The organism is Brevundimonas sp., from assembly GCF_035998205.1.
Lineage (GTDB): Bacteria > Pseudomonadota > Alphaproteobacteria > Caulobacterales > Caulobacteraceae > Brevundimonas.
On record NZ_DASYHT010000006.1, the window covers coordinates 19748 to 46158 of the forward strand.

24 protein-coding genes are annotated in these 26411 nt (G+C 72.7%); 7 read left to right on the forward strand and 17 right to left on the reverse strand.

Annotated features, from left to right (window positions below; genetic code table 11):
* Window positions 1-109: 109 nt before the first annotated feature.
* Together VGN74_RS10145 and VGN74_RS10150 are read right to left on the reverse strand one after the other, a co-directional pair.
* Window positions 110-469, reverse strand: a complete 360-nt coding sequence (locus VGN74_RS10145) for an endonuclease domain-containing protein (protein ID WP_327447784.1) — start codon at window positions 467-469, stop codon at window positions 110-112.
* Between the two features lie 159 nt (window positions 470-628).
* Window positions 629-1237 carry a DUF1134 domain-containing protein gene (locus VGN74_RS10150; RefSeq protein ID WP_327447786.1) on the reverse strand — a complete coding sequence of 203 codons (609 nt, stop codon included), beginning with the start codon at window positions 1235-1237 and terminating at the stop codon, window positions 629-631.
* 461 nt (window positions 1238-1698) lie between these two features.
* Here VGN74_RS10150 and VGN74_RS10155 point away from each other — a divergent pair, with 461 nt between their 5' ends.
* Window positions 1699-1941: a hypothetical protein gene (locus VGN74_RS10155; RefSeq protein ID WP_327447788.1), complete on the forward strand. Its 243-nt coding sequence runs from the start codon at window positions 1699-1701 to the stop codon at window positions 1939-1941.
* Between the two features lie 70 nt (window positions 1942-2011).
* Here VGN74_RS10155 and pheT read toward each other — a convergent pair whose 3' ends face one another.
* From pheT to VGN74_RS10185, 6 genes are all read right to left on the reverse strand, one after another.
* Window positions 2012-4426: a phenylalanine--tRNA ligase subunit beta gene (gene pheT, locus VGN74_RS10160; RefSeq protein WP_327447790.1), complete on the reverse strand. Its 2415-nt coding sequence runs from the start codon at window positions 4424-4426 to the stop codon at window positions 2012-2014.
* Entirely contained in the window at window positions 4423-4839 is a 417-nt protein-coding gene (locus tag VGN74_RS10165; RefSeq protein ID WP_327447792.1) for a hypothetical protein, read from the reverse strand. Before VGN74_RS10165 ends, pheT begins: the two co-directional genes overlap by 4 nt.
* A gap of 2 nt (window positions 4840-4841) precedes the next feature.
* A complete protein-coding gene (gene pheS / locus VGN74_RS10170) occupies window positions 4842-5957 on the reverse strand; it encodes a phenylalanine--tRNA ligase subunit alpha (protein ID WP_327447794.1) in 1116 nt (371 codons plus the stop codon).
* A gap of 108 nt (window positions 5958-6065) precedes the next feature.
* Window positions 6066-6419 carry a 50S ribosomal protein L20 gene (rplT, locus tag VGN74_RS10175; protein ID WP_327447796.1) on the reverse strand — a complete coding sequence of 118 codons (354 nt, stop codon included), beginning with the start codon at window positions 6417-6419 and terminating at the stop codon, window positions 6066-6068.
* Between the two features lie 110 nt (window positions 6420-6529).
* Window positions 6530-6727, reverse strand: coding sequence for a 50S ribosomal protein L35 (gene rpmI, locus VGN74_RS10180; protein ID WP_327447798.1), 198 nt, complete (start codon window positions 6725-6727; stop codon window positions 6530-6532).
* A 112-nt stretch (window positions 6728-6839) separates the two neighbouring features.
* Window positions 6840-8108, reverse strand: coding sequence for an MFS transporter (locus VGN74_RS10185; RefSeq protein ID WP_327447800.1), 1269 nt, complete (start codon window positions 8106-8108; stop codon window positions 6840-6842).
* 172 nt (window positions 8109-8280) lie between these two features.
* Between VGN74_RS10185 and VGN74_RS10190 the strand changes: the two genes are divergently transcribed.
* Window positions 8281-9900: an ATP-binding protein gene (locus VGN74_RS10190; protein ID WP_327447802.1), complete on the forward strand. Its 1620-nt coding sequence runs from the start codon at window positions 8281-8283 to the stop codon at window positions 9898-9900.
* Between the two features lie 66 nt (window positions 9901-9966).
* On the opposite strand, the gene infC is transcribed toward VGN74_RS10190, so the two are convergent.
* Both infC and VGN74_RS10200 read right to left on the reverse strand, forming a co-directional pair.
* Window positions 9967-10488, reverse strand: a complete 522-nt coding sequence (gene infC / locus VGN74_RS10195) for a translation initiation factor IF-3 (protein WP_327447804.1) — start codon at window positions 10486-10488, stop codon at window positions 9967-9969.
* 148 nt (window positions 10489-10636) lie between these two features.
* On the reverse strand, window positions 10637-11581 hold the full coding sequence (locus VGN74_RS10200; RefSeq protein ID WP_327447806.1) for a glycosyltransferase family 9 protein: 945 nt from the start codon (window positions 11579-11581) through the stop codon (window positions 10637-10639).
* 263 nt (window positions 11582-11844) lie between these two features.
* On the opposite strand from VGN74_RS10200, the gene VGN74_RS10205 reads away from it, so the two are divergent.
* Together VGN74_RS10205 and VGN74_RS10210 are read left to right on the forward strand one after the other, a co-directional pair.
* Complete coding sequence (locus VGN74_RS10205; RefSeq protein ID WP_327447808.1) at window positions 11845-12591, forward strand: alpha/beta fold hydrolase; 747 nt, start codon at window positions 11845-11847, stop codon at window positions 12589-12591.
* Between the two features lie 57 nt (window positions 12592-12648).
* Complete coding sequence (locus VGN74_RS10210; protein ID WP_327447810.1) at window positions 12649-13935, forward strand: UbiH/UbiF/VisC/COQ6 family ubiquinone biosynthesis hydroxylase; 1287 nt, start codon at window positions 12649-12651, stop codon at window positions 13933-13935.
* Window positions 13936-14341: 406 nt separating this feature from the next.
* On the opposite strand, the gene VGN74_RS10215 is transcribed toward VGN74_RS10210, so the two are convergent.
* The 3 genes from VGN74_RS10215 to VGN74_RS10225 all read right to left on the reverse strand — a co-directional run bounded on the left by VGN74_RS10215 (window position 14342) and on the right by VGN74_RS10225 (window position 17443).
* Window positions 14342-14662, reverse strand: a complete 321-nt coding sequence (locus tag VGN74_RS10215; RefSeq protein WP_327447812.1) for a 2Fe-2S iron-sulfur cluster-binding protein — start codon at window positions 14660-14662, stop codon at window positions 14342-14344.
* A gap of 69 nt (window positions 14663-14731) precedes the next feature.
* Window positions 14732-15130 carry a zf-TFIIB domain-containing protein gene (locus tag VGN74_RS10220; RefSeq protein ID WP_327447814.1) on the reverse strand — a complete coding sequence of 133 codons (399 nt, stop codon included), beginning with the start codon at window positions 15128-15130 and terminating at the stop codon, window positions 14732-14734.
* 150 nt (window positions 15131-15280) lie between these two features.
* Window positions 15281-17443 (reverse strand): primosomal protein N', encoded by a 2163-nt coding sequence (locus VGN74_RS10225; RefSeq protein ID WP_327447816.1) that lies wholly within the window; start codon window positions 17441-17443, stop codon window positions 15281-15283.
* 300 nt (window positions 17444-17743) lie between these two features.
* On the opposite strand from VGN74_RS10225, the gene fsa reads away from it, so the two are divergent.
* The 3 genes from fsa (at window position 17744) to VGN74_RS10240 (ending at window position 20051) form a co-directional block, all read left to right on the forward strand.
* Window positions 17744-18397 (forward strand): fructose-6-phosphate aldolase, encoded by a 654-nt coding sequence (gene fsa / locus VGN74_RS10230; RefSeq protein WP_327447818.1) that lies wholly within the window; start codon window positions 17744-17746, stop codon window positions 18395-18397.
* A gap of 92 nt (window positions 18398-18489) precedes the next feature.
* On the forward strand, window positions 18490-19122 hold the full coding sequence (locus VGN74_RS10235) for a DUF484 family protein (RefSeq protein WP_327449461.1): 633 nt from the start codon (window positions 18490-18492) through the stop codon (window positions 19120-19122).
* Window positions 19104-20051 (forward strand): tyrosine recombinase XerC, encoded by a 948-nt coding sequence (locus VGN74_RS10240; RefSeq protein WP_327447820.1) that lies wholly within the window; start codon window positions 19104-19106, stop codon window positions 20049-20051. The genes VGN74_RS10235 and VGN74_RS10240 overlap by 19 nt, the downstream gene beginning before the upstream one ends.
* Before the next feature lie 9 nt (window positions 20052-20060).
* Here VGN74_RS10240 and VGN74_RS10245 read toward each other — a convergent pair whose 3' ends face one another.
* From VGN74_RS10245 to VGN74_RS10260, 4 genes are all read right to left on the reverse strand, one after another.
* Window positions 20061-20399 (reverse strand): hypothetical protein, encoded by a 339-nt coding sequence (locus VGN74_RS10245; protein WP_327447822.1) that lies wholly within the window; start codon window positions 20397-20399, stop codon window positions 20061-20063.
* A 59-nt stretch (window positions 20400-20458) separates the two neighbouring features.
* A complete protein-coding gene (gene lpdA / locus VGN74_RS10250) occupies window positions 20459-21880 on the reverse strand; it encodes a dihydrolipoyl dehydrogenase (protein ID WP_327447824.1) in 1422 nt (473 codons plus the stop codon).
* Window positions 21881-21996: 116 nt separating this feature from the next.
* A complete protein-coding gene (locus tag VGN74_RS10255; protein ID WP_327447825.1) occupies window positions 21997-23781 on the reverse strand; it encodes a PAS domain-containing sensor histidine kinase in 1785 nt (594 codons plus the stop codon).
* Window positions 23782-23962: 181 nt separating this feature from the next.
* Entirely contained in the window at window positions 23963-26239 is a 2277-nt protein-coding gene (locus tag VGN74_RS10260) for a TonB-dependent receptor (RefSeq protein WP_327447826.1), read from the reverse strand.
* Between the last annotated feature and the right edge of the window lie 172 nt (window positions 26240-26411).

The following is a 26411-nucleotide window of genomic DNA, read 5'->3' on the forward strand; positions in this document are numbered from 1 at the left end:
GGGTAGGGGCGCTCCCCTACCGCCTAACGCCTACCCCTACCCTCTCCCACAGGGAGAGGGCTTGAGGCTCGCAGAGCGCAGCGATGCGTGAAGCCGAAAGGGTGAGGGGTTACGACCTCGCCAGGTTCGCGAAACCGGCGATTCGGGCCAGCACCCCCGCCAGATCGCCGGTCACCTCCTCATTGCGGAAGCGCAGCACGGTCCAGCCGAGCGCCTCGATCTCCTGCTGGCGCCCGTAGTCCTTCAGCGCCTGCGCCTCGTCATCGTGCACCCCGCCGTCGAGCTCGATGACGAGCCGGAGCTTCTCGCAGGCGAAGTCGGCGAAGTAGCGGCCGATGCCGAACTGGCGGCGGAACTTGTGACCTGCGAGGCGGCCGCCGCGCAGCGCCTGCCACAGCCTGTCCTCGGCGAACGTCGCGCTCTGGCGCAACGCTCTCGCCCGGCCGGTGCGAACCTCGCGATGGGCCATGTCACGCCCTCCCGGCAGACCCTGTAACCCCTCACCCTTTCGCGCAAGGCTGAGCGCTGCGCGCTCAGGCGCTCAAGCCCTCTCCCTGTGGGAGAGGGTAGGCGGTAGTTGGTAGGGGTAGGGAAGGCGCCCTAACGCCTACCCCTACTGACTACCCCCTCAGAACGGCAGGATGTTCCGCTGGCGGCTGTAGCTCATGGTGCCGACGTTGGCGCCGAGCCTGAGGCCCACCCCGGTGCGGATGGGGGCCAGGATGATGCCGTCGGCCTGCTGGTAGTTCACGCCGAGGCCGGCGACGAGATAGGCCGAGCCCTCCACGCCGGGATAGCGGCGGTAGAGCATGTCGGGGTGGTAGAGGCCGTAGACCAGGGTGAAGACGCGGCTGGCGTTGCCGCCCACGTCCCAGCCGACCGAGGCGCCCTGCCAGAACACCTCCTGCGAGGCGCTGAGGTCCTTCATGTGCAGGGCCCCGCGGCCGTAGCGGGCCCCGATCACGGCGGCGCCCGAGGCCTCCTCGCCGGCGATGTAGGCGGTCGGGCTGTCGCCCTGGTCGGCGAAGATGCGCTCGATGGCCCCGCCCACGGCCTCGGCGGCGATGCCCAGCTCGCGCGAGCCGGCGGCGATCAGCTCCTCGGCCGAATAGGCGCGGGCGGTGCGGTCCGACCCGACCGGATAGTTGGGGTTGGCGGCCGGACGGGTGGCGCAGGCCCCCATGGCGAGGGCCGGGGCGGCGGCGAGCCCGGTGAGGATCAGCTGGCGACGGTGCATGGCGACGGCTCCGGAGGCGAGGGACGGTCCGCCCGACTCGCGCGGGCGCAGACGCTCACCGTCGCTGGCCTTTGAGTCAGCCTTGCGGCGGCAAGGTTAACGGGGGGTTGCCGGGGGGCGGGGCGGGCGGGGCGTGATTGGTGGCGAGTGGCGAGTGGCGAGTGGCGAGAGGCGGGGGCGCGGCGCACGACACGGTGCGCCCCCTCTCCCATGGGGAGAGGGCTTGAGCGCCCGGGAGCCCGCAAGGGCGACCGGCCGCGCGAAAGGGTGAGGGGGTAAGGCGGGGCCTGTTGGGCATTGCGGACAGGGACGCTCGCGCCCACTCTGCCCGGATGACATCCCCGCCTTCACTCCCCGTCCACGTAAAGGCGCGGGCGTTCGTCGCCGGCAACGGGGAATTGGGCGTTCATCCGCGAGACGTCCCGGCCTTTCTGACTGCGTGTCGGTCCGACGGTCTCGGCGTGCTCGGCTGGGAGCTCTGGATTGTCCGGCACCGCTGGGACGGCCCCCTCGGCCGCCCTATCCCCGCTGCGGGTGCGTGGTGCGGCGTCGTTCCGCTGAAGCGTGGCGGTGCGCCGGCCGTCATTGGCGGAGAGGGAGATAAGGCGGAAATCGAGCGCCAGCTGGAGGCCGCTGACTTCGAGGCCGAGGTCGAAGCCGTGTGGCTGCCGCATCTGCGGGTCAACTTCACGCTGGCTGGCTAACGTCAGCCATGGCCCCCCGCGAAAAACCCGGGGTGACGCCCCTGAAGGCGTGAGCGCTAGGCCTGCCCCCCTACCCCCTCAGCGTCGCGCCCAGCTTCGCCGCGGCGGCGGTGATCTTTCCGGTCAGGGCCTCGATCTCGGCCTCGGTCAGGGTGGCCTCGCGGGGCTGGAGGACGACCTCGAGGGCGAGGGAGACCTGGCCGTCGGGGACGCCCGGACCGCGGTAGACGTCGAACACGCGGACGGCGGCGATCAGGGTCTTGTCGGCGCCGGCGACGGCGCGGACCAGCTCGGCGGCCGGCTTGCCGGCGTCGATCAGGAAGGCGAAGTCGCGGGTCAGGGGCATCAGGTTGGGCAGGTCGGCCGGGCCGCGGGCCTTGCCTCCACCCCCGGCCTTCCCGGCGCGGGGTTCGGGGATGGCGTCGAGGTCGATCTCGAAGGCCAGCATGGGGCCCGAGGCGTCCAGCGCCTTGAGGGTGCGCGGGTGCAGGGCGCCGAACTCGGCGACGACGGTCTTGGGGCCCAGCTGCAGGCGGGCCGACTGGCCCGGACGCCACCACTCCCGGTTTTGCCCCTCGACCAGCTGCAGCGAGGCGACCGGGGCGCCGAGGGTTTCCAGCAGGGCGTAGAGCTCGGCCTTGAGGGCGAACAGGGCCGCCTCGCCCTGACCGGCCCAGTGGCGCGGCGCGTGGGGGGCGATCAGGGCGGTGATGGCGGTGCGCTGGTCGCCGGGCCGGTCGCCGGCATAGACCGGGCCGATCTCGAACAGGGCCACGTCCGGGTGGCCGCGGGCGGCGTTGCGCGCCGCCGCCTGGATCAGGTTCGGCAGGATCGACGGCCGCATGCAGTCCAGCTCGGCGGCGATCGGATTCTCCAGCACCAGACGCTGATCGCCGCCGCCGAACAGGACGGCGGTGGCCCGGGCGGTGAAGGACCAGGTGACGGCCTCGTGGAAGCCCTGGGCGGCCAGGGCGCGGCGGGCGGTGCGGATGCGGCCCTGACGGGGGCTCAGCACGCCGCGCGGCGGGCGCGCGACCTCGGGCAGGGGCGTGGCCGGCAGGGCGTCGTAGCCGGCGATGCGGGCCACTTCCTCGACCAGATCGGCCGGGCCCTCGACGTCGCGGCGGAACGACGGGGGGGTGACGCGCCAGGGCGTCCCGGTCTGCACCATGAAGCCGAGGTCGCCGAGGATGGCGGCGATGCGGTCGTGCGGCAGGGCGAGGCCCGACAGGCGCTCGACCACGGCCGGGTCGAAGGCGAAGCCGGCCGGGTCGGCCGGGGCCTGACCGGCGACGGTGATGTCCGAGGGCTCGCCGCCGCACAGCTCGAGGATCAGCTTCGTGGCCAGCTCCAGCCCCGGGACCACCGAGGCCGGGTCCACGCCGCGGGCGAAGCGGTACTGGGCGTCCGAGTGCAGGGCCAGGTCGCGGCCGGTCTGGGCCGTGGCCAGGGGATCGAACCAGGCGCTCTCGAGGAAGACGTCGGTGGTGGCCTCGTCGCAGCCGGTGGACTCGCCGCCCATGACGCCGCCCAGCCCGACCGGGCGCTCGCCGCCGGCGTCGGCGATGACGCACATGTGCGGGTGCAGCGGATAGGTCTTGCCGTCGAGGGCGATCAGGTGCTCGGGGCCGTCTTCGCTGGCCTGTCCGCCGCGGGCGACGAGGGTCGTCCCCGCCAGCTTGTTCAGGTCATAGACGTGCAGCGGCCGGGCGCGGTCATAGGAGATCAGGTTGGTGACATCGACCAGGGCGTTGATCGAGCGCAGGCCGATGGCGGTCAGCTTGCGCTGCAGCCAGGCCGGGGACGGGCCGTTGCGCACGCCGCGGATGACCCGGCCGGCGAAGACGGGGCACAGCTCGGGCGCGTCCAGCCGGATCGACACCGGGCAGGGGAAGGCGCCCGGGACCGGGGCGATCGCCGGGGTGGTCAGCGGGCCGAGGCCGGCGGCGGCCAGGTCGCGGGCGATGCCGGCGACGCCCAGCCAGTCGGGCCGGTTGGGGGTGACCTCGAAGTCGATCACCGGCTCGACGCCGAACACGTCAGCGGCGGGCGCGCCCACCGCCAGGTCGTCGGCCAGTTCGAGGATGCCGTCGGACTCGTCGGCCAGCTCCAGCTCGGCGGCCGAGCACAGCATGCCGTTGGAGACGACGCCGCGCACCGGCTTCTCGACCAGGGTGACGCCGAGGCCGGGCACGTACGCCCCGATCGGGGCGTAGATGGTGACGAGGCCGGCGCGGGCGTTGGGCGCGCCGCAGACGATCTCCTTGAGGCCGTCGACGGTCTCGACCTGGCAGACCTGCAGCCGGTCGGCGTTGGGGTGGCGCGCGGCCGAGACGATGCGGGCGACGGTGAAGGGGGCCAGGGCCGCAACCGGGTCATGGACCTCCTCGACCTCGAGCCCGGCCCGGGTCATGGCCTCGGCCACGGCGTGGGCGTCGGCGGACGTGTCGAGATGCTCGCGCAGCCAGGAGAGGGTGAACTTCATTGCACACCCTCCGGGCCGGGCAGACTCTCGCCCGGGCCGCCGAGGGCCCGCACCTCGGCGAGGAAGGCGTCCGAGCCGGTGAAGCCGACGCCGTGGAACTCGCAGCCCTCGAAGACGCAGGCGCGCAGCGGCACCGTGCCGATGGCCTTGGTCCCCTCGGGGCGCAGCAGCAGGTTGCGGATGTCGCCGCGCGGATCGCCGAAGTTGGTGCCGTCGAAGGTCACGTCCTCGCCCACCAGCAGGATGGCCGGCCCCTGCAGGCGGCAGCGGCGGAAGGTGCGGCCGTGGATCATCGCCACGCCGCGGGCGGCGCTGAACAGCAGCAGCTCCGGCAGGCTGAGGTCGACGTCCTCGAACACGGTCGCGGACAGGTCCTGGGCCGGGGTGACCGGCCGGGTGATGGGGGTGATCATGATCAGCTCAGGCCGGTGGCGAGGTTGGGCGCGGCGAAGGGCGAGAAGCCGTAGTGGCTCAGCCAGCGGGTGTCGGCCTCGAACATGGGGCGCAGGTCGGGGATGCCGTACTTGAGCATGGCGAGGCGATCCACGCCCATGCCGAAGGCGAAGCCCTGCCATTCCTCCGGGGCCAGCCCGCAGGCGCGCAGGACATTGGGATGGACCATGCCGCAGCCGAGGATCTCCATCCAGCTGTCGCCCTGGTTCAACTTCAGCTCCCCGCCGGAACGGTCGCAGCGGATGTCCATCTCCGCCGAGGGCTCGGTGAAGGGGAAGTGGTGCGGGCGGAAGCGGGCCTCGATGGCGTCCATCTCGAAGAAGCGGGCGACGAAGGTCTCCAGCGTCCACTTGAGGTGGCCCATGTGCACGCCCTTGTCGATCACCAGGCCCTCGACCTGGTGGAACATCGGCGTGTGGGTGGCGTCGCTGTCCTTCCGGAAGGTGCGGCCCGGGGCGATGATGCGGATCGGCGGCTCGCGGCCGGCGGCGATCCAGCTGGCCGGGGGCTTGTCCGGGGTGACGCGCATGGTGCGAACCTGCACCGGGCTGGTGTGGGTGCGCAGGACCTTGCGCTCGCCGGTCTCCGGGTCGGGCGTCAGGAAGAAGGTGTCGTGCATCTCCCGCGCCGGGTGCTTGGGCGGGAAGTTGAGGGCGGTGAAGTTGTGGAAGTCGTCCTCGATGTCGGGACCTTCCGCCACGGCGAAGCCCAGCTCGGCGAACAGGGCGGTGATCTCGTCCATCACCTGCATGGTCGGGTGCACCGCGCCGCGGCGGCGCGGGGCCGGCGGCAGGGTCAGATCGACCCGCTCGGCCAGCAGCTTCGCGTCCAGCTCGGCGGCCTCCAGCTCGGCCTTGCGGGCGGTGAGCGCCGCGGTCAGGCGGTCGCGCAGGCCGTTGATGCGCGGGCCCTGCTCGCGCCGCTCGTCCGGGCTCATCGCCCCCATGCCCTTGAGCAGGCCGGACACCGTGCCGGTCTTGCCCAGGGCGGCGACGCGGATCGCCTCCACCTCGGCCGAGGTGGTCGCGCCGCCGAGGGCGGTCATCAGATCGAGTTCAAGCGCAGCGAGATCGGTCATGGGGCGTCGTTTAGAGCGTGCGGGGCCCAGCAAAAAGCCCCCCGGCGCGGGCCGGGGGGCTTCTGGCGTTCCCGTGCGGGGAAAATCTTCAGTCCGTGGGGCCTGGCCTCAGGCGAGGGCGGCGCGGACCTTGTCGGCGATGGCCTTGAAGCCGGTCGGGTCGGCGGCCAGGGCGGCCAGCACCTTGCGGTCCAGGGTCACGCCGGCCTTGGTCAGGCCGTTGATGAACTGGCTGTAGGTGAAGCCCTCGACGCGCGCGGCGGCGTTGATGCGCTGGATCCACAGGGCGCGGAACGAGCGCTTCTTGTTGCGGCGGTCGCGGTAGGCGTACTGGCCGGCCTTGTCGACCGCGGCCTTGGCGGCGCGGATGGTGTTCTTGCGACGGCCGTGGAAGCCCTTGGCCTGCTCCAGAACCTTCTTGTGCTTGGCGTGGGAGGTAACCCCCCGTTTGACGCGAGCCATGATGTTTTTCCTTCGGAAGTCCCCTACCGCTCGGCCCGCGGGGCCTCGCTGCTTGAGGGGATCAATTCAAACTGAGTGAGCGGTTGAAGTTCGATCCTGCCTCGCGCCGATCAGGCGTAGGGCATGTAGGACTTGATCTTCTTGGCGTCCGCGTCGCTCATCACCGAGGTGCCGCGGTTCTGGCGGATGTACTTGGAATTGTGGCTGATCAGACGGTGGCGCTTGCCCGCCACGCCCGCCTTCACCTTTCCGGTCGCCGTCAGTTTGAAGCGCTTCTTGGCGCCCGACTTCGTCTTCAGTTTCGGCATTTTTCCGTTCCTTTTCAGTCGACGGGACGAGCCCGTCGCCGGGGTAGAGGACCGCCCAGGCATGCCTGTTCGCCCGGCGGTCCGGTGACGCGAAGGCGCGGTGTCTAGGCGATCAGGCCCGTGAAGGCAAGTCGGGCGTGGCGGCGGGGGCCCCCGCGGCGCTCTCCGCCTCGGCCAGACGGCGGGCGGCGCGACCGGCGTTGATCGCCATGATCGCCGCCGGAACGGTGAACAGCGCCCCGATCAGGAAGGGCCAGTCGTGGCCGACCGCGGAGAAGATGGCTCCGGCGGCGACGGGCCCGAGGATGCGCGCCGAGGAGCTGGCGGCCATGTTCAGTCCCAGCATGGCGCCCTGCTCGTCCGGGGCGACGGCGCGGCTGATCATGGCCGAGATGTTCGGCATGGTCATGGCCATGCCGAAGGCGCCGAGGCCCATGAAGACGACCACCAGGGACTCCGCCGGGGACATCACCTGGGCCACCAGCCCGGTCCCGAACAGCAGACAGCCGGCGGCCAGCACCCGGCTCTCGCCGAAGCGACGGGCGAGACGGCCGGCCAGTAACCCCTGCGTCACCACCGAGACGACGCCCACGACCATGAAGGCGAGGCCGACCTCGCGCGCGCCCCAGTCGTAGCGGGCGGCGGTCCAGAAGGCGAAGGTCGACTCCATGCCGGAGAAGCCGGCCATGTAGATCAGGGTGACCAGCAGCACCCGCGACACCACCGGGTTGGCGCGGGCGCGGCGCAGGCCGGCGAGGAAGGGCGGGCGCGGCGCGCCGGGCGCGGCCTTCGCCCGGCTCTCGCGCAGCAGGACGGCGACGCCGATCAGGGCGAGGGTGGCGAGGCCCGCCGCCGCGAACAGGGGGATCTGGTAGCCGAGCTGGCCGAGCTCGGGCCGGGTCAGGACGCTGCCAAGGCCGGGACCGAAGATGAAGCCGGCCCCGAAGGCGGCGCCGATCAGGCCCATGCGCCCGGCGCGGCGCTCGGGCGGGGTGACGTCGGCGACATAGCCCTGGACCGTCGAGACATTGCCGGCGCCGAAGCCGGTGAACAGGCGGATGGCGATGGCGGCCCAGATGTTGGGGGCGAAGGCCAGGGCCAGGTAGCCGATGGCGTTGGCGGCGAGGGTCAGGATCAGCACCGGCTTGCGGCCGATGCGGTCGGACAGGCGACCCAGCAGCGGCTCGCCGAAGAACTGGCCCAGCGAATAGGCCGAGAACATCAGCGTCACCTGCCAGGTCGGGGCCCCGAGGCTCTCGCCGAAGAAGGGCAGCAGCGGGATGACCAGGCCGAAGCCGACGAGGTTCAGAAAGACGACGGTGAACAGGACGCCGAGCGCGCCGGCGCCCGACGGCGCGGCGGCGGGACGGGGCGCGGTCATGGCGCCCTTGTAGGCTGATGCGGCGACGGGCGGAAGCGGCGGCCGGCGCGACCGATGCGCCTGCTCGGCAGGCGGACGAAAATCCCAAAAAGCGTCGCAAAAACTTAATGTTGGGGCAAGTCCTTCTTAAGCGCCCGCGGTCAAGCTGGCGTCAGTTCAGTGCGGGTGGTCCATGGCCGTCATCGGAGATTTCGTCGAGCGCCTGGCCCCTGTCGCCCCCAGCGCGCTCGGGGCGGAGGTGTTCGACCGTTTCCAGGCCGAGCCGGACGCGCTCGCCTTCGCCGTGGTCGACGAGGACGGCGCGCCGCTGGGGCTGATCGAGCGCCACGCCTTTTTCCTGCGCATGGCGGCGGAGTTCGGCCGGGCGCTGTACGCCCGCCGGCCGGTGCTGAGCCTGATGGACGCCGGGGCCCCCCGGGCCGAGGCCTCGACGCCCGCCGACGCTCTGCTGCATTCGGCCGACGCGGCCAGCCTGGGCGCCCTGCTGCGCGGGTTCATCGTCGTCGAGCACGGACGCTACGTCGGGGTGGGCACGGCGCTGCACCTGATGCAGGCCGGCTCGGCCCTGTACCGCCAGCGCGCCGACCAGATGACCGCCCTGGCCCAGGAGCTGACGCGGGCGGAGGCCGAGGCCCGCGCCTCCAGCCGGGCCAAGTCGGAGTTTCTGGCCGTCATGAGTCACGAGATCCGCACGCCGCTGAACGGCGTGCTGGGGGTGGCCGAGCTGATCGACCGCAAGCTGATCCAGCCTGAGCTCAAGCCCTATGTGGCGACCATCCTCGATTCCGGCCAGTCGCTGCTGCGGCTGCTGACCGATGCGCTGGACATGTCGCGGGCCGAGGCCGGGGCCCTGACGCTGGACCCGGCGCCGGTGTCGCCGGACGCCCTGGCGCGCGACGTCGAGACCCTGTGGCGGCCAAGGGCCGAGGAGAAGCACCTCGACTTCAGGGTCGAGACGGCCGGGCTGGGCGACGTCTGGATCGAGGCGGACGGCGCGCGGCTGAAGCAGGTGCTGAACAATCTGATCGGCAACGCCCTGAAGTTCACCCCGGAGGCGGGCGCGGTGCGCGTCCGGCTGTCGGGTGCGCCGGAGGACACGCCGGGCCGGCTGCGTCTGCGCGCGGAGGTCAGCGACACGGGGCCCGGCGTGCCCGAGGCGGCGGTGGAGCAGATCTTCCGGCCGTTCAACACCGGTCAGGCGGGCCGCGAGGGCGCCGGGGCCGGGCTGGGCCTGGCCATTTGTCGCCAGATCGTCGAGGCCATGGGCGGGCGTATCGGGCTGGAGCGCCCGGACGGGGGCGGGGCCCGCTTCTGGCTAGAGACGTCCCTGCCGGTCTGCGACGCCGGGGCGGCGGCAGCCGTGCCGGAGCCGGTTCCGCCGACGCCGCACGAGACGCTGCATGTGCTGATCGCCGACGACAACGCCACCAACCGGTTCGTGGCGGGCAAGCTGCTGGAGACCTTCGGCTGCACCCATGAGAGCGTCGAGGACGGGGCGGCGGCGGTGGCGGCGGTGCGCGCGCGGCCGTTCGATCTGGTGCTGATGGACATCAAGATGCCCGGCATGGACGGGGTGGCGGCGACCCGCGCCATCCGCGAGCTTCCGGCCCCGTGCGGCCGCCTGCCGATCCTCGCCCTGACCGCCAACGCCGATCCGCACGACGCCGTCGGTTATCGCCTCGCCGGCATGGACGGGGTGGTGGAGAAGCCGATCCGGCCGCAGGCCCTGCTGGACGCCATCCGCCGCGCGCTCGGGCCGGGCGAAACCGCGGCCGCCGTCGCCGCCGCCTGACGTCCGAACGCGAAAACGCCCCGGTCGCGGGCGACCGGGGCGTTCGGGTCTTGCGGGCTCCGCGGCCTACTTCGGCGCGAGGATCATGATCATCTGGCGCCCTTCCATGCGGGGGGCGTACTCGACCTTGGCGACTTCCTCGAAGTCGGCCTGCACCTTGTTGAGCAGCTTCATGCCCAGCTCGGGGTGGGCCATTTCCCGGCCGCGGAAGCGCAGGGTCACCTTGACCTTGTCGCCCTCCTCGAAGAACCGGTGCATGGCCTTGGCCTTCACCTCATAGTCGTGGGTGTCGATGTTCGGGCGGAGCTTGATCTCCTTGAGCTCGACCACCTTCTGCCGCTTGCGCGCCTCGGCCTTCTTCTTCTGCTCCTGGAAGCGGAACTTGCCGTAGTCCAGGATCTTGCAGACGGGCGGATCGGCGGTGGCGACGATCTCGACCAGGTCCATGCCGGCTTCCTCGGCGGCTTCCAGCGCGGCGGAGAGCGGCATGACGCCCTGCTTCTCGCCGTTCTGATCGATCAGAAGGACCCGGGGGGCGCGGATTTCCTGGTTGGTGCGCGGACCATCCTTGACGGGCGGCGCTTGCATGGGACGGCGAATGGGCGTCGTTTCCTTATGTGGTCGAAAGGCGGGTGGCCGGCGTTGTGGCGAGCGAAAGCGCACGCCTGTGCGCCAATCCTCCCACGGCGGCAGATATGCCCGCCGGGGGCCGTCTTTTCAAGGCGCGGCGGGCCGATCAGGCCTGAAAGTGCGCGTCGTGCAGCCGCAGCACCGCGGCCAGGACATGATCCACGCTCAGGTCCTCGATCGGGGCGAACTGGCCGCGGGTCTCGTTGGAGGCGACGGTGGCGGTGCGCGGACCCCACGGGCCGTAGAGCCACCACTCGGTCGGGCCGAACAGGCCGAGCGTCGGCCGGCCCAGCGCCGCGGCCACATGCATCAGGCCGGAATCGTTGCCGACGAACAGGGCGGCGCGGTCGATCGCCGCCGCCGAGGCGAGGATGTCGCCCTTGCCGACGAAATCGATCCCCTGCGCCCCGGCCGTCTCCAGCGCCGGGGTGGCGGGCGGGCGGTCGCCGGGGCCGCCGACGGGCATGAAGCGCCAGCCGGCGAAGCGCGGCTCGGCCTGCAGCCGCGCCACCAGCTGGCCCCAGCGATCCGCCGGCCAGCTCTTGCCGGGCTGGTGGGCGATGGGGGCCAGGGCGAGGATCGGCCCGGGGCCCGGACCGGCGGCCAGCTGCGGGTCGATCACCGCCGCCGCCTCGGCCCGGGCGCGGTCGTCGAGGAAGATCTCCGGGTCGAGCGGCGCGGGCGCGCCCATCAGGGCCGAGACCATCTCGACCTTGCGCTGGCCGGTCTCCCAGCGGCGCGAATAGACCACCCGGCGGCGCGCCGGCAGCAGCCAGGCCAGGGCCGAGCCGCGGATGTCGACGACCATCTCCCAGCGCGTCGTGCGCGCCGCGCGCCACAGGTCGAGCCAGTGGCCGGCGAGCTTTGTCTTGTCGAGCGGGATGACCCGGACGACCCCGGGCGCGGACCGGAAGAAGGGCGCCGGCGGCCGGCCGCAGGCGACGGTGATCTCCGCCCCCGGGACCTGGCGCGCGATCTCGCGGATCACCCCGGAGGAGATGACGCAGTCGCCGATGCGGTTGGAGGTGACGAACAGGACCTGGGGCGCCATGCCGCGCTCATAGCCTGCGCCGGACGGCGTGGGGAGGGGGTCGACTCTCCTCCCCCGCGTGCGGGGGAGGGGGACCGCCGAAGGCGGTGGAGGGGGCGACCGCCCGCGCCCCCGCCCCGCAAACCTTGCGCTTTGGCCCTCGCCCCCTCCACCCTCCTTCGCCCTGCGGGCTCCGGACGGTCCCCCTCCCCCATACGCTGCGCTATGGGGGAGGAGAGGCTCGCCCCTCTGCGGCGCGCCGGGAGCAGACTATGACGCGGGCCATGATCGAACATCTGCAACGACCGGACGGCGAGACCCTCGCCTTCAAGCGGGTCGCGGGCGCTGGCCCGACCGTGCTGTGGATCGGCGGGTTCCGCTCGGACATGGAGGGGACCAAGGCGCTGGCGCTGGAGGCGGCGGCGCGGGCGCGGGGGTGGGCCTATGTCCGCTACGACCACTTCGCTCACGGCCAGAGCTCCGGCGACTGGCGGCAGGCCACGATCGGGCGCTGGCGCGAGGACGCGATCGCCCTGATCGACCATCTGGGCGGGCCGGTGATCCCGGTGGGCTCCTCGATGGGCGGCTGGGTGGCGCTGCTGGCGGCGCAGGCGCGGCCGCAGGCGGTTGCGGGGGTGGTGCTGGTCAATCCGGCCCAGGACTTCACCGACCGGCTGATGTGGCCGTCGCTGGCGGACCATGAGCGCCAGGCCATCCTGCGCGACGGCGAGGCGCTGATCGCCGACCCGGGCCTCGGCGACTATGTGCTGACCGCCCGCTTCTTCGAGGAGGCGCGCGACTGGGCGCTGCTGGACCGGCCGCTGAACCTGGCGGCGCCGCTGCACATCCTGCAGGGGGCCGAGGACGATGTGGTGCCGTGGCGGCACCAGGTGGCGCTGCTGGAGCAGCTGCAGGGCGGCGATGTGACCCTCGAGCGGATCGCCGGCGGCGACCATCGCCTGTCGGCGCCGGCCGAGCTGGACCGGCTGGTGGCGGCGGTCGAGGGCCTGCGCGCCCGGGTGACCGGATAGGCGCCGCAGCGACCACGCGACACTGGACCTCGGCGGCCTCCGGCGCGATGTAGCGGCATGACCTCGCCCGCCGCTGACCCCGCCGTGCCCAATTCCAGGGTTCTGGCCCCCGATGTGCTGATCGCCGGCGGGGGGCTGGCCGGGGCGACCCTGGCGCTGGCGCTGAAGCAGCATGGCCTGACGCCGCTGGTGGTCGATCCGCAGCCCCCGGCCGAGACCCTGGCCCCGACCTATGACGGGCGCTCGACGGCGGTGGCCTTCTCCACCTTCCGCATGCTGAAGGCGCTGGGCATGGGCGAGGCCCTGACGCCGCACGCCTGCCGCATGGACCGCATCCTCGTCACCGACGGCCGACGGCCCGGCGCGGCCTCGGCCCCGCCCTCGCCGGCCTTCCTGCGCTTCGACGCCGACGAGATCGCCGACCGTACCGACGGCGAGCCGCTGGGCTATCTGATCGAGAACCGCCGCATCCGCCTGGCCCAGGCCGAGGCCCTGGCGCGCGACGGGGTCGACGTGCGCGCCCCGGCGCGGCTGGTCGAGCTCAATCTGGAGCGCGACGGGGTCGCGGCGCGGCTGGACGACGGGACGGCGGTGCGGGCCCCGCTGGTGGTGGCCGCCGACGGGCGCGGCTCGACGGTGCGGGCCGCCGCCGGGATCAATACGGTCGGCTGGGGCTATGGCCAGAGCGGGGTGGTGGCCACGGTGCGGCTGGAGCACGACCACGGCCATGTCGCCCACGAATACTTCCTGCCGGACGGGCCGTTCGCCATCCTGCCCCTGACCGACCGCCGCGCCAGCCTGGTGTGGACCGAGAGCACGCGCCGGGCCGAGGCGCTGCAGACGGCGTCGGATGCGGCCTTCCTGTCCCACCTGCGGCGGCGCTTCGGCGAGTTCCTGGGGCAGGTCACGGTGGAGGGGCCGCGCTTCGTCTATCCGTTGTCGCTGGAGCTGGCCGAGACCCTGACCGGGCCGCGGGCGGCGCTGGTCGGGGACGCCGCCCACGGGGTGCACCCGGTGGCCGGGCAGGGGCTGAACATGGGGCTGAAGGACGTCGCCGCCCTGACCGAGGTGCTGGTCGAGGCGGCGCGGCGCGGTGAGGATCTTGGCTCCTCGGCGGTGCTGGACCGCTACGCCCGCTGGCGGCGCTTCGACAATGTGGCGCTGGCGGCCGGGTTCGACGGCTTCGTGCGGCTGTTCTCCAACGACCTGCCGCCGGTGCGGCTGGCGCGCGACCTGGGCATGGCGGTGGTCAACCGCGTCGCCCCCCTGCGCCGCGCCTTCATGCAGGAGGCCGGCGGCGCCTCCGGCGAGCTGCCCCGCCTGCTGCGCGGCGAGGCGGTTTAGGGGGCGGGGCGTCGGCCCCTCCACCGCCCTCCGGTCGCCCTGGCGACCGGGCCCCTCCACCGCTTCGCGGTCCCCCTCCCCATTGCATGGGGAGGAAAGGCGGTCTCCTCCCCATGCAATGGGGAGGTGGCGCGGCGCGCAGCGCCGTGACGGAGGGGCGGGCCAGCGGACTCGACGCCAGCTCCTTCACTGTCGTCATCCTCGGGCTTGACCCGAGGATCGGGGGTCAGGTCAGGCGCCCCGGGCGGCCGGCGATCTGCGACGGACGGCTCGATCCTCGGGTCAAGCCCGAGGATGACGGCGCTGAAGCGGCCCGTTGATGCTATCTGGAAAGCCCCTCCACCCTGCTTCGCCTGCGGCTTCGCAGGGTCCCCCTCCCCACTGTGTGGGGAGGAGAGCCGGGCCGTCAGTGCTGGCTTTCGGGGAGGCGGACGATGAGGCCGTCGAGGTCGTCGCTGACGCGGATCTGGCAGGACAGGCGGCTGTTCGGCTGGACGTTCTCGGCGAAGTCGAGCATCGACTCCTCCATCGCCGAGGGCCGGCCGGTGGCGCTCTGGAAGGCCTCGTCGACATAGACGTGGCAGGTGGCGCAGGCGCAGGCCCCGCCGCAGTCGGCGTCGATGCCGGGGACGTTGTTGCGGATCGCCCCCTCCATCACCGTCAGGCCGGTCTTGACCTCGACGACGTGCTCGGTCCCGCTGTGCTCGATGTAGGTGATCTTCGCCATGCGCGCCTCATAGCAAGGCGCGCCGGAAAGAAAAGCGTACAGACCCGCGCAGGTCTCCCGGACGGGAACCTAGTCGAAGATGTCGAAGATCGAGGGGCGCTTCTTGCGGTAGCCGTAGCCCCGCTCGCCGTATTCGCCGCGCTCGCCATACTCGCCGCGTTCGCCCCATTCGCCGCGCTCGCCGTAGCCCCAGGGCTGCGGACGGGGCTGCGGCGGCGGGGGTGTGGCGCCCCAGGGCTGGGGTTGGGGCTGGGGCTGGGGCTGCGGTTGCTGGGGCGGCGGCGCGGCGGCGGGAGCCGGGGCCGGGCGGGCGGCGACGCTCTCGTCGACGGCGGCCTGCATCAGCTTTTCCAGCTCGCCGCGATCCAGCCAGACGCCGCGGCAGGTCGGGCACATGTCGAACTGCACGCCGGACCGGTCGACCGTGGTCATCGGGGCATTGTCGTTGGGGCACATCAGCAGGGGCATCGGGATCCTCTCTCGCAGGGGGTGGCGATCCGACATCGCCCGACACCCCGGGGGGCGTCGGACCAGAGGGGCCCGCATCGCATCCCCACGCTAGGCGCGCCCGGGGGGCGGATTCAAGGCGCCGGATGCGCGCGCCCGGTCGCGCCGGCCCTAGAGGAAGCTGTAGGGGTCGACGTCGACGCCCAGGCGCACCGACCCCGGCACCTTCACCCGGGCCAGCCAGGCGCGCAGGAAGCCCTGCAGGTCGACGTCGCGGTCGGCCCGCACCAGCAAACGTTTCCGTCGGCGGCCGCGCACCAGGGCCAGCGGCGCGTCGGCCGGGCCATAGACCTCCAGCCGTTCGGCATTGGGAATGGCCTTGGCCAGCTCCGCCGCCGTCCGTTCCAGCGCCGGGACATTCTCGCTGGACAGGACCAGCGCCGCCAGTCGGCCGAACGGCGGCAGGCTGGCGAGTTCGCGCTCGGCCAGCTCGGCCTCGACGAAGGCGTCGCGGTCGCCCGCCGCCAGCGCCTGCAGCACCGGGTGCTCGGGCGTCCAGGTCTGCAGCAGGGCCCGGCCGGGGCGGTCGGCCCGCCCGGCGCGGCCCGTCGCCTGGGTCAGCAGCTGGAAGGTGCGCTCGGCGGCGCGCAGGTCGCCGCCGCGCAGGCCGAGGTCGGCGTCGACCACCCCCACCAGCGTCAGGCCCGGAAAGTTGTGCCCCTTGGCCGCCGCCTGGGTGGCCACGAGGATGTCGATCCCGCCGGCGGCCATGGTCTCGATCAGGGCCCGGGCGCTGCGCCCGTCGGGGGCCGTGTCGGAGCTGAAGATGGCGGTGCGCGCCTCGGGGAACAGGCTCTTCGCCTCCTCCTCGACCCGCTCGACGCCGGGGCCGACCGGGACAAGGCTGTCCTCGGCCCCGCAGGCGGGACAGCCGCGGGGCTTCGGCATGGAGAAGCCGGTCAGGTGGCAGACCAGCCGGCCGGTGTAGCGGTGCTCGACCAGCCAGGAGTCGGTGTCGGGCGCCGTCAGCCGGTGGCCGCAGGCGCGGCACAGGACGACCGGGGCGTAGCCGCGCCGGTTGAGGAACAGCAGCACCTGCTCGCCGCGCGCCAGGGTCTCGGCCATGGCTGTGCGCAGCGGCGGCGACAGCCACTGGTCGCGCTCGGGCGGAGTCTCGCGCAGATCGACCAGCGCCACGTCCGGCAGCACCGCCGTGCCGTGCCGCGCCCCCAGCCGCAGCCAGCGATAGCGGCCCTGCCGCGCGTTCCACAGGGTCTCCAGCGACGGGGTGGCCGAGGCCAGCACCACCGCCGCCCCCTCGATCCGGGCCCGCACCACGGCCAGGTCGCGGCCGTGATAGACCAGCCCCTCGTCCTGCTTGAACGAGGCGTCGTGCTCCTCGTCGACGATGATCAGCCGCAGGTTGGCGAAGGGCAGGAACAGGGCCGAGCGGGCCCCGACCACGAGGTTGCAGCGCCCGGCGATGACCGCCTCCCACACCTTGCGGCGGGCGGGGGGCGAGACGCCGGAGTGCCACTCCGCCGGCGTCGCGCCGAAGCGGGCGGCCAGCCGCTCGATCAGCGCCTGGGTCAGGGCGATCTCGGGCAGCAGGATGAGGATCTGGGCGTCGGGCTCGGTGGCGAGGGTGCGCGCCACCGCCTCGAGATAGGCCTCGGTCTTGCCCGAGCCGGTGACGCCGTCGAGCAGGAAGGGGGCGAAGGCGCGGCCGGCCACGCCCTCGGCCATGGCGGCGGCGGCGGCGGCCTGGTCGGGACTGAGCTGCGCCGGGGCATGGTCCGGCCGGGGCGGGTCGAAGGCGGCCACGGCGGCGACCTCGACGACCTCCAGCACCCCCTCGTCGACCAGCCCCTTGATCACCCCGGACGAGACGCCGGCCGCGCGGGCCAGGTCGGCGGGGGGCAGGGCCCGGTCGCCCAGGGCCGCCAGCGCCGCCGTGCGCGCGGGGGTCGGCCGGGCCGGGGCGCGGCCGGGGACGCGCTGCACCCGCCGCTCGGGCCGGGGGGCGGGGTTGCGCAGCCCTTTCAGCGCCGTCTGGGCCATCTCGCCCGGCGGCGACAGGGTCCAGCGTGCGGCCCATTCGATGAAGTCGACGGTGCGCTCCGGCAGGGGCGGATCATCCAGCACCGCCTCGACCGCCTTGAGCCGCCGGTTCGAGCCGGTGGTCTCGCGCACCTCGGTGACCACCCCGCGCAGCCGCCGCGGGCCGAGCGGCACGGCCACCTGGGTCCCGCGCGCGACCGTCATGCCGTCCGGCAGTTCGTAGTCGAACGCCTCGGGCACCGGCAGCGGCACCAGCACGGACGCGACCCTCATGACAGGCTCTCCTCCCCCATAGCGAAGCGTATGGGGGAGCGTGGCGCCGGCGTTCTCCTCCCCATGAAATGGGGAGGTGGATCGACGCGGAGCGTCGAGACGGAGGGGCTGTCCAGCGGGGCGCGACGTCGCCCCTCCACCGTCCTCCGGTCGCCTTGGCGACCGGGCCCCTCCACCGCTTCGCGGTCCCCCTCCCCACTCTGTGGGGAGGAAATGCGGTCCCCCTCCGCACTGCGTGGGGAGGAGAGCGTCACGCGCGGGAATCGACGAAGCGGCGCGCGCCCGCTAAACCCCCTCGCCATGAAGCTCTTCCTCGACACCGCCGACGTCGCCGTCATCAAGGACATGGTTCCCACCGGCATGGTGGACGGCGTGACCACCAACCCGTCCCTGATCGCGAAGTCGGGCCGCAACATCGCCGAGGTCATCGCCGAGATTTGCGCCCTCGTCGAGGGGCCGATCTCCGCCGAGGCGGTGGCCACCGATTTCGAGACCATGGTCAAGGAGGGCGACAAGCTCGCCGCCATCGCCCCGAACGTGGTGGTCAAGCTGCCCCTGACCTGGGACGGGCTGCGCGCCTGCCGCGCCTTCACGGACAAGGGCATCCGCACCAACGTCACCCTGTGCTTCTCCGCCGCCCAGGCCATGCTGGCGGCCAAGGCCGGGGCCACCTTCATCTCGCCCTTCGTCGGGCGGCTGGAGGACCATGGGGCCGACGGCGTGGGGCTGCTGGAAGAGATCCGCACCCTCTACGACATCCACGGCTTCGAGACCCAGGTGCTGGCCGCCTCGCTGCGCAACCCGGCGCATGTTTCGGCCGCGGCCCTTGCCGGCGCCGATGCGGCGACCCTGCCGGCGGACGTGTTCAGGGCGCTGGTCAAGCACCCGTTAACCGACAAGGGGCTTGATGCCTTCCTCGCCGACTGGGGCAAGACGGGCCAGTCGATCCTGTAACGACCCTGCCGGAGAGGTCCTTGTCCAACGGCTCGCCTGACCTCTTTTCGAAGGCTGACGCGGATGCCGATGATGGCCTGCACTGGCCGCGCGTGCGCGACTGGCTGAAGGCTCACCCCGAGGCGCTGGTCGAGGACCGCGCCCTGCTGGAGGAGCTGGGCCTCAAGGCCACCGGCCGCAATGTCGTGGAGTTCGGCAAGGCCGCCCTGACCCGGCTGGAGGCGGCGATCGAGCGCGAGACCGGCGCCCGGCAGCGCATCGAGGCGGTGGCCCGCGCCAACTTTGCCGCCCAGACCCAGACCCATGTCACCGCGCTCGATCTGATGGAATCGCGCAACCACGCCGACCTGGCCCGGCGGCTGGACGCGGCGGTGCAGGCGCGCTTCGGCCTGGTGGCTGCGGCGGTGGCGCTGGAGAAGCCCGGGGGGGTGCCGTTCGGCTGGCGGGCGCTGGAGCCCGGCCGCGTCGACCAGCTGCTGGGCGAGGACGGGCTGCACTGGCTGGGGCCGAACTTCGAGGGGCTGAACCTGTTCGGGGCCGCCGGGGCCGAGGTGCAGAGCGTGGCCCTGATCCGCATGGCCCCCTTCACCCCGCACCGCACCGCCCTGGCCGCCTTCGGCTCGGGCGAGGCCGAGGGCTTCACCCGCGACATGGGCTGCGAGCTGGTCGCCTTCGTGGCCCGGGTGGTCGAGCGCACGGCCGAGCGATGGCCGATCCTCGACTGACCACAGCGGCCCTCGACGCCGACGGCGCCTTGCGCGCCTGGCTGGACCATCTGGCGCATGAGCGGCGGCTGTCCCCGCGGACGCTGGAAGCCTATGGCCACATCGGCCGGCTGTATCTGGCCTTCCTGCAGCGGCACCGGGGCGGGGAGGTCCTGCGCGCGGCCGATCTGGCGAGCGTCACCCCGGCCGAGCTGCGCGCCCATCTGGCCGAGCGGCGCGGCGGCGACAGCGCCCTGTCGGCGCGGTCCCTGGCCCAGACCCTGGCGGCGATCCGCGGCTTTCACGGCTTTCTCGACCGGCGGCTGGACCTGCCCAACCCGCGCCTCGCCCTGGTGCGCGGGCCGCGGGTCAAGCCGTCTCTGCCAAGGCCGGTCAGCCCCGACCAGGCGCTGGGGCTGCTGGCCGAGCCGGAGGCGGACCCGGACGGCGAGCCCTGGGAGGCGGCGCGCGACGCCGCCGTGCTGGCGCTGATGTACGGGGCGGGGCTGCGCGTGTCCGAGGCCCTGTCGCTGACGGCGGCCGACGCGCCGCTGGGCGCCACCCTGCGCATCACCGGCAAGGGGGCCAAGACGCGGATCGTGCCGGTGCTGCCGCAGATCGGCGAGGCGGTGGCGGCCTATCGCGCCCGGCTGCCGTTCGTTCTAGCGCCTGCCGACGCCCTGTTCCGGGCCCGGCGCGGCGGGCCCTTAAGCCCGCGCCACGTCCAGGCCACGGTGCAGCGGCTGCGCGGGCGGCTGGGTCTGCCCGACACCGCCACGCCGCACGCCCTGCGGCACAGCTTCGCCACCCATCTGCTGGGGGCGGGGGCCGACCTGCGCAGCCTGCAGGAGCTGCTCGGCCACGCCAGCCTGTCGACCACCCAGAAGTACACGGCGGTGGACGCCGAGCGCCTGCTCGCCGCCTATGCCGCGGCGCACCCGCGGGCGTAGCCGGAAGCCTCAGCGCGGGCTGTTGACGGCGGGGGCGAGAAGGTTGCGGCCGATGGCGGCGTCCGCGGCGGGCATTCGCTCGGCGGCGATCAGCGGCGTGGGGCAGCCGTCGACATAGCGATCGAGCAGAAGGTGGAGCTGCACCTGTTCCCCGGCCTGCGCCGGCGGGGTCACGATCACGGCGCTGCCGTCGGCCCGGTGCAGCAGGACGTTGCAGCTGATCCCCAGGCGGGCGGCGACGGCGGGGGCAAGCTCAAGCGTACGCACCGCGCCGACGTCCGGCGGACGGACCACCGGCGGTTGGGGCGCGGCCTCCTGGGCCAGCAGGGCGGCGGCGGCGAGCAGCATCGGCTTCCTCCCTCGGGACGCGAGCCGATGCTACCTCAAATGCGGCCGGGCGGGAACCGTCAGGCCTGCATGGTCCAGCCCTCGACGCCCATGGCCGCCTGACGGACGGCCTCGGAGCGGGTCGGGTGCGGGTGGCAGGTGCGGGCGATGTCTTCCGAGGCGCCGCTGAAGGCCATGGCCATGCAGGCCTCGCCGATCAGCTCGCCGGCCTGCGGGCCCATGATGTGCACGCCGAGGATGCGGTCGGTCGTCGCGTCGGCCAGCACCTTGGCGAAGCCGTCGGTCTCGTGGTTGATCTTGGCCCGGCTGTTGGCGGTGAAGGGGAACTTGCCGGTCTTGTAGGCCACGCCCGCGGCCTTCAGTTCGTCCTCGGTCTTGCCGACCCAGGCCACTTCCGGGGCGGTGTAGACCACGCTGGGGACCAGGTTGTAGTCGACGTGTCCGGCCTTGCCGGCGATCAGCTCGACCGCCGCCACCGCGTCCTCCTCGGCCTTGTGCGCCAGCATCGGGCCGTGGGTCACGTCGCCGATCACCCACAGGCCGTCCTGGCCGGTGCGGAAGTGGTCGTTGGCGATGAAGCCGCGCCTGTCGGTCTCGATGCCGACCGTCTCCAGCCCCAGCCCTTGCGTGTAGGGGCGGCGGCCGATGGCCACCAGCACCACATCGCCCTTGACCGTCTCGGCGGCGCCGCCGGCCGAGGGCTCGACGGTCAGCTCGACCCCGTCCTTGCCGGCCTTGGCGGCGGTGACCTTCTGGCCGAGGCGGAACGTCATGCCCTGCCTGGTCAGGACGCGCTGGAAGGCGGTGGCCAGATCGCTGTCCATGCCCGGGGTGATGCGGTCGAGGAACTCGATCACCGTCACCTCGGCCCCGAGGCGACGCCACACTGAGCCGAGCTCGAGACCGATGATGCCGGCCCCGACCACCACCAGGTGCTTCGGCACGGCGGGCAGCGACAGGGCGCCGGTGGAGTCGACCACCTTGCCCGGGACGAAGTCGACGCCCGGCAGCGGGGTCGGCTCGGAGCCGGTGGCGATGATGACGTGGCGGGCGTGATGGGTCACGGCGCCGCCGGCGCCCTCGACCACCACCTTCGTCAGGCCGTCAGCCCGGCCGTCGAGGCGGCCGCGGCCCTTCAGCCAGTCGACCTTGTTCTTCTTGAACAGGAACTCGATGCCCTTGGTCAGGGCGGTGACGCTCTCGTCCTTCTGCTTCATCATCTGGCCGAGGTTGAGCTTGGGCGAGCCCACCTCGATGCCCAGACCGGCGAAGTGTTTCCCGGCCGCCTCGAACATCTCCGAGGCGTGCAACATGGCCTTGGACGGCATGCAGCCGACGTTCAGGCAGGTGCCGCCCAGGGTGTCGCGCATCTCGACGCAGGCGGCCTTCAGGCCCAGCTGGCCGGCGCGGATGGCGGCGTTGTAGCCGCCGGGGCCTCCGCCGATGATGATGACGTCGTAGGGGGCGGCGGCTTCGGCCATGGGATCCTCGGAAGTCTGGCCGCGCAGGGAGGCGCGTCGGGTGTGCTCCGCACATGGCGCGAATCCGCCGCGTACTCAATGGCGGACTGACACGGGCGACGACTTGACGGGCGGGGTCAGCCCCGCGGCAGCACCAGCCGCACCGTGGTCCCCTCGCCCGGCGCGCTCTCCAGCTCCAGCCGGCCGCCCGACTGCCGGGCGAAGGCGTGGGCCTCGCTCAGGCCCAGACCGGCCTGGCCGGGCCGGGTGGTGAAGAAGGGCTCGACGGCGCGGGCGCGGGTCTCGGCGTCCATGCCGTGGCCCATGTCGATGACGCTGAACTCGGCCGCTTCGACAGTCTCGGCCAGCCGCACGGCGACCGAGGCCGGGCCCGAGCCGCGCGCCTCGACGGCGTTGCGCACCAGGGCCACGAGGGCGGCTTCGAGGCCGACCGGGTCGAGCGCCAGCTCCAGCGGCGCGGCGGGGCCTTCGATCAGCAGGTCCACACCCTCGCCCGCGGCGCGGCGCAGGCGCGGCTCCAGCCCGCGCAGCAGCACCCCGGCGTCGAGCCGTTGCGCCGCCGGGGCCTCCTCGCCCTGCGAGAAGGCGGACAGGCGGCGGGTCAGCACCTCGCCCTTCTGGCCCGCGGTCAGGGCGGCCTGGGCGAGGCGGCGTACGCGGGCCGGGTCCTCGGCCTGCTGCGCCAGCAGGTCCAGCGCGCTGGTCATGACCGAGAGCAGGGCGGCGAAGTCCTGGGCCACGCCGCCGGTCAGGCGGCCGACGGTTTCCAGCCGGCGGCCCTGTTCGCGCTCGGCGGCGGACAGGCGCTCGGCCGCGGCCAGCTCGGCCCGCGCGGCGTCGAGGGCGGCGGACAGTTCGGCGACGCGGGCCTCGGCCGCGGCAGTGTCGGCGGCGGGCGTTTCCGGGGCGGGGGCGTCAGCCGCGCCGTCCTGTGTCGGGGGCGCGGCCTCCGCCGGGTCGGTCGCGCGTTCGCCGGCCAGCAGCAGGGCCCCGGGCCGGCCGCCGGCCTCGCCCAGCGGCAGCACGCGCCAGACCACGCCCTCGCCCAGGTGCGGCGAGCGCAGGGCGGCCAGCGCCGTCTCGTCCTCGGGCTCGCCCTGCAGGGCGGCGCGCAGCGCCTGCCGCGCCGGGGCCCGGTCTGTCTCGTTGAGGAACAGCTCGGTGAAGTCGCCGCCGTCCAGCGGCTGGCCGGGCATCAGGGCGCGGGTCTGGCGGTTGGTCTCGCGCACGCGGCCGTCCGGGCCGATGACGACGAGCGCCGCCGTGGCCGCCTCGAACACCTGACGCAGCAGGTCGGATTCCGCCGCCGCAGCCGGGGCGGGGGCGGCGGGCGGCGGCGCCTCGACCATCACCGGCTCCGGCGTGGTCAGGCCCTCGGTCTCGACGATGGCGGCGATGGAGCCGATGATCTGGCCGCGGGCGTCTTCCATCGGCATGGCCGTGACCGAGACGAGCATGCGCTTGCGGTTGGCCGGGTTGGCGAGGATGTGCTGGAAGCCCTTGACCGTCTGGCCGCGCAGGGCCCGGGCGTTGGGCAGCAGGTCCGGCGGGATCGGCCGGCCGTCGGGATAGGTGATGCCCCAGGTGGCCGAGTGGAAGCGCAGGCCCAGCAGCTCGGCGTCGCGACGGCCCAGCAGCTGGTGCGCGGCGCGGTTGGCGAAGACGAACTTGCCCTGGGCGTCGGTCTCGACCAGGGCCACGGGCACGGCGTTGAGCACCTCCAGCAGGCGGCGCTGGGCGGCGCCGGCGGCCTCGCGCGCGGCGGCCAGCTCGCCGGACACGTCCTCGTGCCGGGCCCCGCGGGTGATGGCGTAGAAGCCGGCGATCAGGGCGACGGCCAGGCTGACGGCCGCCACCACCGCCAGCAGCACGACCCAGTCGATCTCGCCTTCCAGAAACATGGAGTGTCCCGCTTTCGTACGCGCCCGCTGTCCTCGCCCCTCCGCCGTGCAAGGGACAGGCCTAATGAGGGCTTAACCGAGGCCGCGCCGCGATGCGACCGGGACCGGACGTCGCCCGCAAAGAAAACGGGCCGGCCCCCGGAGGGACCGGCCCGCGTCACTTACGCTCCAGCGGTGACGATCAGAACGCCACCCGGGCGATCAGCTGGAACCACGGACCCGCGTCCTCGGTCTCCAGCTCGTACTCGTCGTAGTCGCGGGCGATCTGGTCGGCCACGGTCTCGAACTTGTCGAACACCTCGTCCTTGGAGGCGTTGAGCAGGTTCGAGCCGGTGAGGCGCACCACGACGTTGTCGCCGAAGGTCTTTTCGATGAAGACCTCGAGGTCGGCGCCGTAGGTGGTCGAGACCTCCTCGGTCAGCACCCGCTCCCAGGCGTCGCCCTGCTTGCGGTAGCTGGCGCCGAAGGCCGCGCCCCAGGTCGGGATGTCGTGGGTGAAGCCGGCGTTGAACACATAGTCCGACTGGCTGTTGAAGCGGCGCTCGCCGATGAAGTCCTCGATCGAGCTGTCGAGCCACGAGTAGTTCAGATAGACGCCGGTGTTCTCCATCCCGACGAAGCTCAGCGGGGTCGAGAGGTCGAACTCGACGCCGTACACCTCGCCGTCGCCGACGTTGTCGACGGTGTAGATAAAGGTCCCCGCGCCGGCCGAGCCTTCGAGGCCCGTGTTGGTCTCTTCGATCAGGTCGGAGACGTCACGGTAGAAGACGTTCAGGCCGACCACGCCGCGGGCGCCCAGACGACGCTCCCAGCCGGCGTCGAAGCCGATGGCCGATTCCGGGTCGAGGTTGGGGTTGCCGACGAAGTCGCTGTCGCCGAACTCTTCCTCGAGGAGGGCCGGGCTCAGCAGGTTGAAGCTCGGGCGGCGCACGGTGCGGGCGGCCGAGACATAGACGCGGTCAGTCTCGGTGACGGCCCAGCGCAGGCTGACCGACGGCAGCAGGAAGGCGTAGTCGCTGTCATTGACCTGGTCCGCGGCCGGCGCGGTGCGATCGGTGATGGTCGTGTCGGTGGTCTCGTAGCGCAGGCCGGCTTCCCACGAGAAGATGCCGCGCTCGCCCGAGAGCATGACATAGGGGTCGATCCGGGTTTCCTCGATGGTCAGGTCGCCGCCGGTGATGGGGGCGAACGGACCGAAGGCCGGCACGGCCGGGCGGGCCGCCGGGGCATTCGGCACGTTAAAGCGGATGCGCGGCGTTTCCTGGATCAGGCTCTCGCGATCCTTGCCGGTGTACTGGACGCCGAACTCCAGCTCGAGGTCTTCCGACAGGTCGATCTCGTGCTCGATCGCCGCCGACAGCTCCTCGTCGCGGATGTTCACGTCGGTGGAGTCGAGGGTGAAGCGGTCCTCGTCGGGGAAGGCGATGGCGTCGCGCAGGTACTCCGACTCGGATTCGAACTCGGATTGCTGGTCGTCGATATAGGCCCAGCCGAGCTTGAAGGTGGTCTCGCCCCCGAACATGTCGCGCTCGTAGCGGGCGCGCAGGGCCAGGTTGTCGGTCTGGATGTCAACGTCATTGTCGTTGACGGTCAGGATGTTGGCCGGGGTCTCGACGCCGCCGTCGTACTCGATGGAGTCCTCGTCCTGGACCCGGTCGGTGCGCACGAAGGCCGCGCCCAGCTCCAGATCGCCACCGCCGACCTCGACCTCATAGGCCGCGTTGAAGGCGTAGTCGGTGCCGTCGCGCACGTCGGTCTGCACCTCGGTATTGTCGAGCGTGCCGCCCGGCTCGTCAAAGCGCGCGCTGAACTTGTTCTTCGGATTGCGGCGGTCCTGGACGTTCAGGCCGACGAGCAGGCGGCCCGGGCCGACCTCGCCGCCCCAGCCGGCCCCGAAGGCGCCGCCGAACTGACCGTACTCGCTGTCTTCCCAGCTCAGCACGCCCGCGCGGATATAGCCGCCGTCGAGGGTGTAGGCGTCGCGCAGCACGATGTTGATGGCGCCGGCGAGGGCGTCACCGGAGCGGTTGGCCGAGGCCGAGCGGACGACCTCGACCCGCTCGATCAGCTCGGCGGGGATGCGGTCGACGAAGAAGGAACGGTCATCGCCGGCGCCCGGGACGCGTTCGCCGTTGATCAGGATCTGGGTGTAGGCCGGGTTCAGGCCGCGCAGGCGCACGCCGTCCGATTCCAGCACGTCCGAGAGGAAGGCCACCGACGGGACACGCTTCAGGGCGTCGCCGACGGTCAGCGGCTCGAAGCGCTGGAAGTATTCCAGGTCGTAGGACAGGACCGGCGCGGTCTCTTCGGTGCGGTTCCGGAACACCGGCTGGCCGGTGATGATGATCTCCGACACCCGGGTCGGCTGGTCATCGGCGTCCTGCGCCACGGCGGGCTGGACGGCGAGACCGATGAGGAGCGGCGCCAGCGCGGCGCTCATCCACAGATTGGTTTTCATGACTGTTCCCCGACACGGCGCGCGGGTTTCGCCCACGTTCCACCGCTCGGGACTCGCCTCTAATGGTCACGCTGGGGGCGGGGCCAATCATGTTTCAGCGACGCGCGGGTGGCGCCTGCGTGTCAATCTGTCCGGCAGCTGAGCAGCTGTCACGCGCCTGACGTCATGGCCT

Excerpts from the sequence above, each read along its gene's own strand:
- VGN74_RS10145 (WP_327447784.1), bottom strand. The coding sequence starts at position 469 with ATGGCCCATCGCGAGGTTCGCACCGGCCGGGCGAGAGCGTTGCGCCAG.
- VGN74_RS10150 (WP_327447786.1), bottom strand. The coding sequence starts at position 1,237 with ATGCACCGTCGCCAGCTGATCCTCACCGGGCTCGCCGCCGCCCCGGCC.
- pheT (WP_327447790.1), bottom strand. The coding sequence starts at position 4,426 with ATGAAGTTCACCCTCTCCTGGCTGCGCGAGCATCTCGACACGTCCGCC.
- VGN74_RS10165 (WP_327447792.1), bottom strand. The coding sequence starts at position 4,839 with ATGATCACCCCCATCACCCGGCCGGTCACCCCGGCCCAGGACCTGTCC.
- pheS (WP_327447794.1), bottom strand. The coding sequence starts at position 5,957 with ATGACCGATCTCGCTGCGCTTGAACTCGATCTGATGACCGCCCTCGGC.
- rplT (WP_327447796.1), bottom strand. The coding sequence starts at position 6,419 with ATGGCTCGCGTCAAACGGGGGGTTACCTCCCACGCCAAGCACAAGAAG.
- rpmI (WP_327447798.1), bottom strand. The coding sequence starts at position 6,727 with ATGCCGAAACTGAAGACGAAGTCGGGCGCCAAGAAGCGCTTCAAACTG.
- VGN74_RS10185 (WP_327447800.1), bottom strand. The coding sequence starts at position 8,108 with ATGACCGCGCCCCGTCCCGCCGCCGCGCCGTCGGGCGCCGGCGCGCTC.
- VGN74_RS10190 (WP_327447802.1), top strand. The coding sequence starts at position 8,281 with ATGGCCGTCATCGGAGATTTCGTCGAGCGCCTGGCCCCTGTCGCCCCC.
- infC (WP_327447804.1), bottom strand. The coding sequence starts at position 10,488 with ATGCAAGCGCCGCCCGTCAAGGATGGTCCGCGCACCAACCAGGAAATC.
- VGN74_RS10200 (WP_327447806.1), bottom strand. The coding sequence starts at position 11,581 with ATGGCGCCCCAGGTCCTGTTCGTCACCTCCAACCGCATCGGCGACTGC.
- VGN74_RS10205 (WP_327447808.1), top strand. The coding sequence starts at position 11,845 with ATGATCGAACATCTGCAACGACCGGACGGCGAGACCCTCGCCTTCAAG.
- VGN74_RS10210 (WP_327447810.1), top strand. The coding sequence starts at position 12,649 with ATGACCTCGCCCGCCGCTGACCCCGCCGTGCCCAATTCCAGGGTTCTG.
- VGN74_RS10215 (WP_327447812.1), bottom strand. The coding sequence starts at position 14,662 with ATGGCGAAGATCACCTACATCGAGCACAGCGGGACCGAGCACGTCGTC.
- VGN74_RS10220 (WP_327447814.1), bottom strand. The coding sequence starts at position 15,130 with ATGCCCCTGCTGATGTGCCCCAACGACAATGCCCCGATGACCACGGTC.
- VGN74_RS10225 (WP_327447816.1), bottom strand. The coding sequence starts at position 17,443 with ATGAGGGTCGCGTCCGTGCTGGTGCCGCTGCCGGTGCCCGAGGCGTTC.
- fsa (WP_327447818.1), top strand. The coding sequence starts at position 17,744 with ATGAAGCTCTTCCTCGACACCGCCGACGTCGCCGTCATCAAGGACATG.
- VGN74_RS10240 (WP_327447820.1), top strand. The coding sequence starts at position 19,104 with ATGGCCGATCCTCGACTGACCACAGCGGCCCTCGACGCCGACGGCGCC.
- VGN74_RS10245 (WP_327447822.1), bottom strand. The coding sequence starts at position 20,399 with ATGCTGCTCGCCGCCGCCGCCCTGCTGGCCCAGGAGGCCGCGCCCCAA.
- lpdA (WP_327447824.1), bottom strand. The coding sequence starts at position 21,880 with ATGGCCGAAGCCGCCGCCCCCTACGACGTCATCATCATCGGCGGAGGC.
- VGN74_RS10255 (WP_327447825.1), bottom strand. The coding sequence starts at position 23,781 with ATGTTTCTGGAAGGCGAGATCGACTGGGTCGTGCTGCTGGCGGTGGTG.
- VGN74_RS10260 (WP_327447826.1), bottom strand. The coding sequence starts at position 26,239 with ATGAAAACCAATCTGTGGATGAGCGCCGCGCTGGCGCCGCTCCTCATC.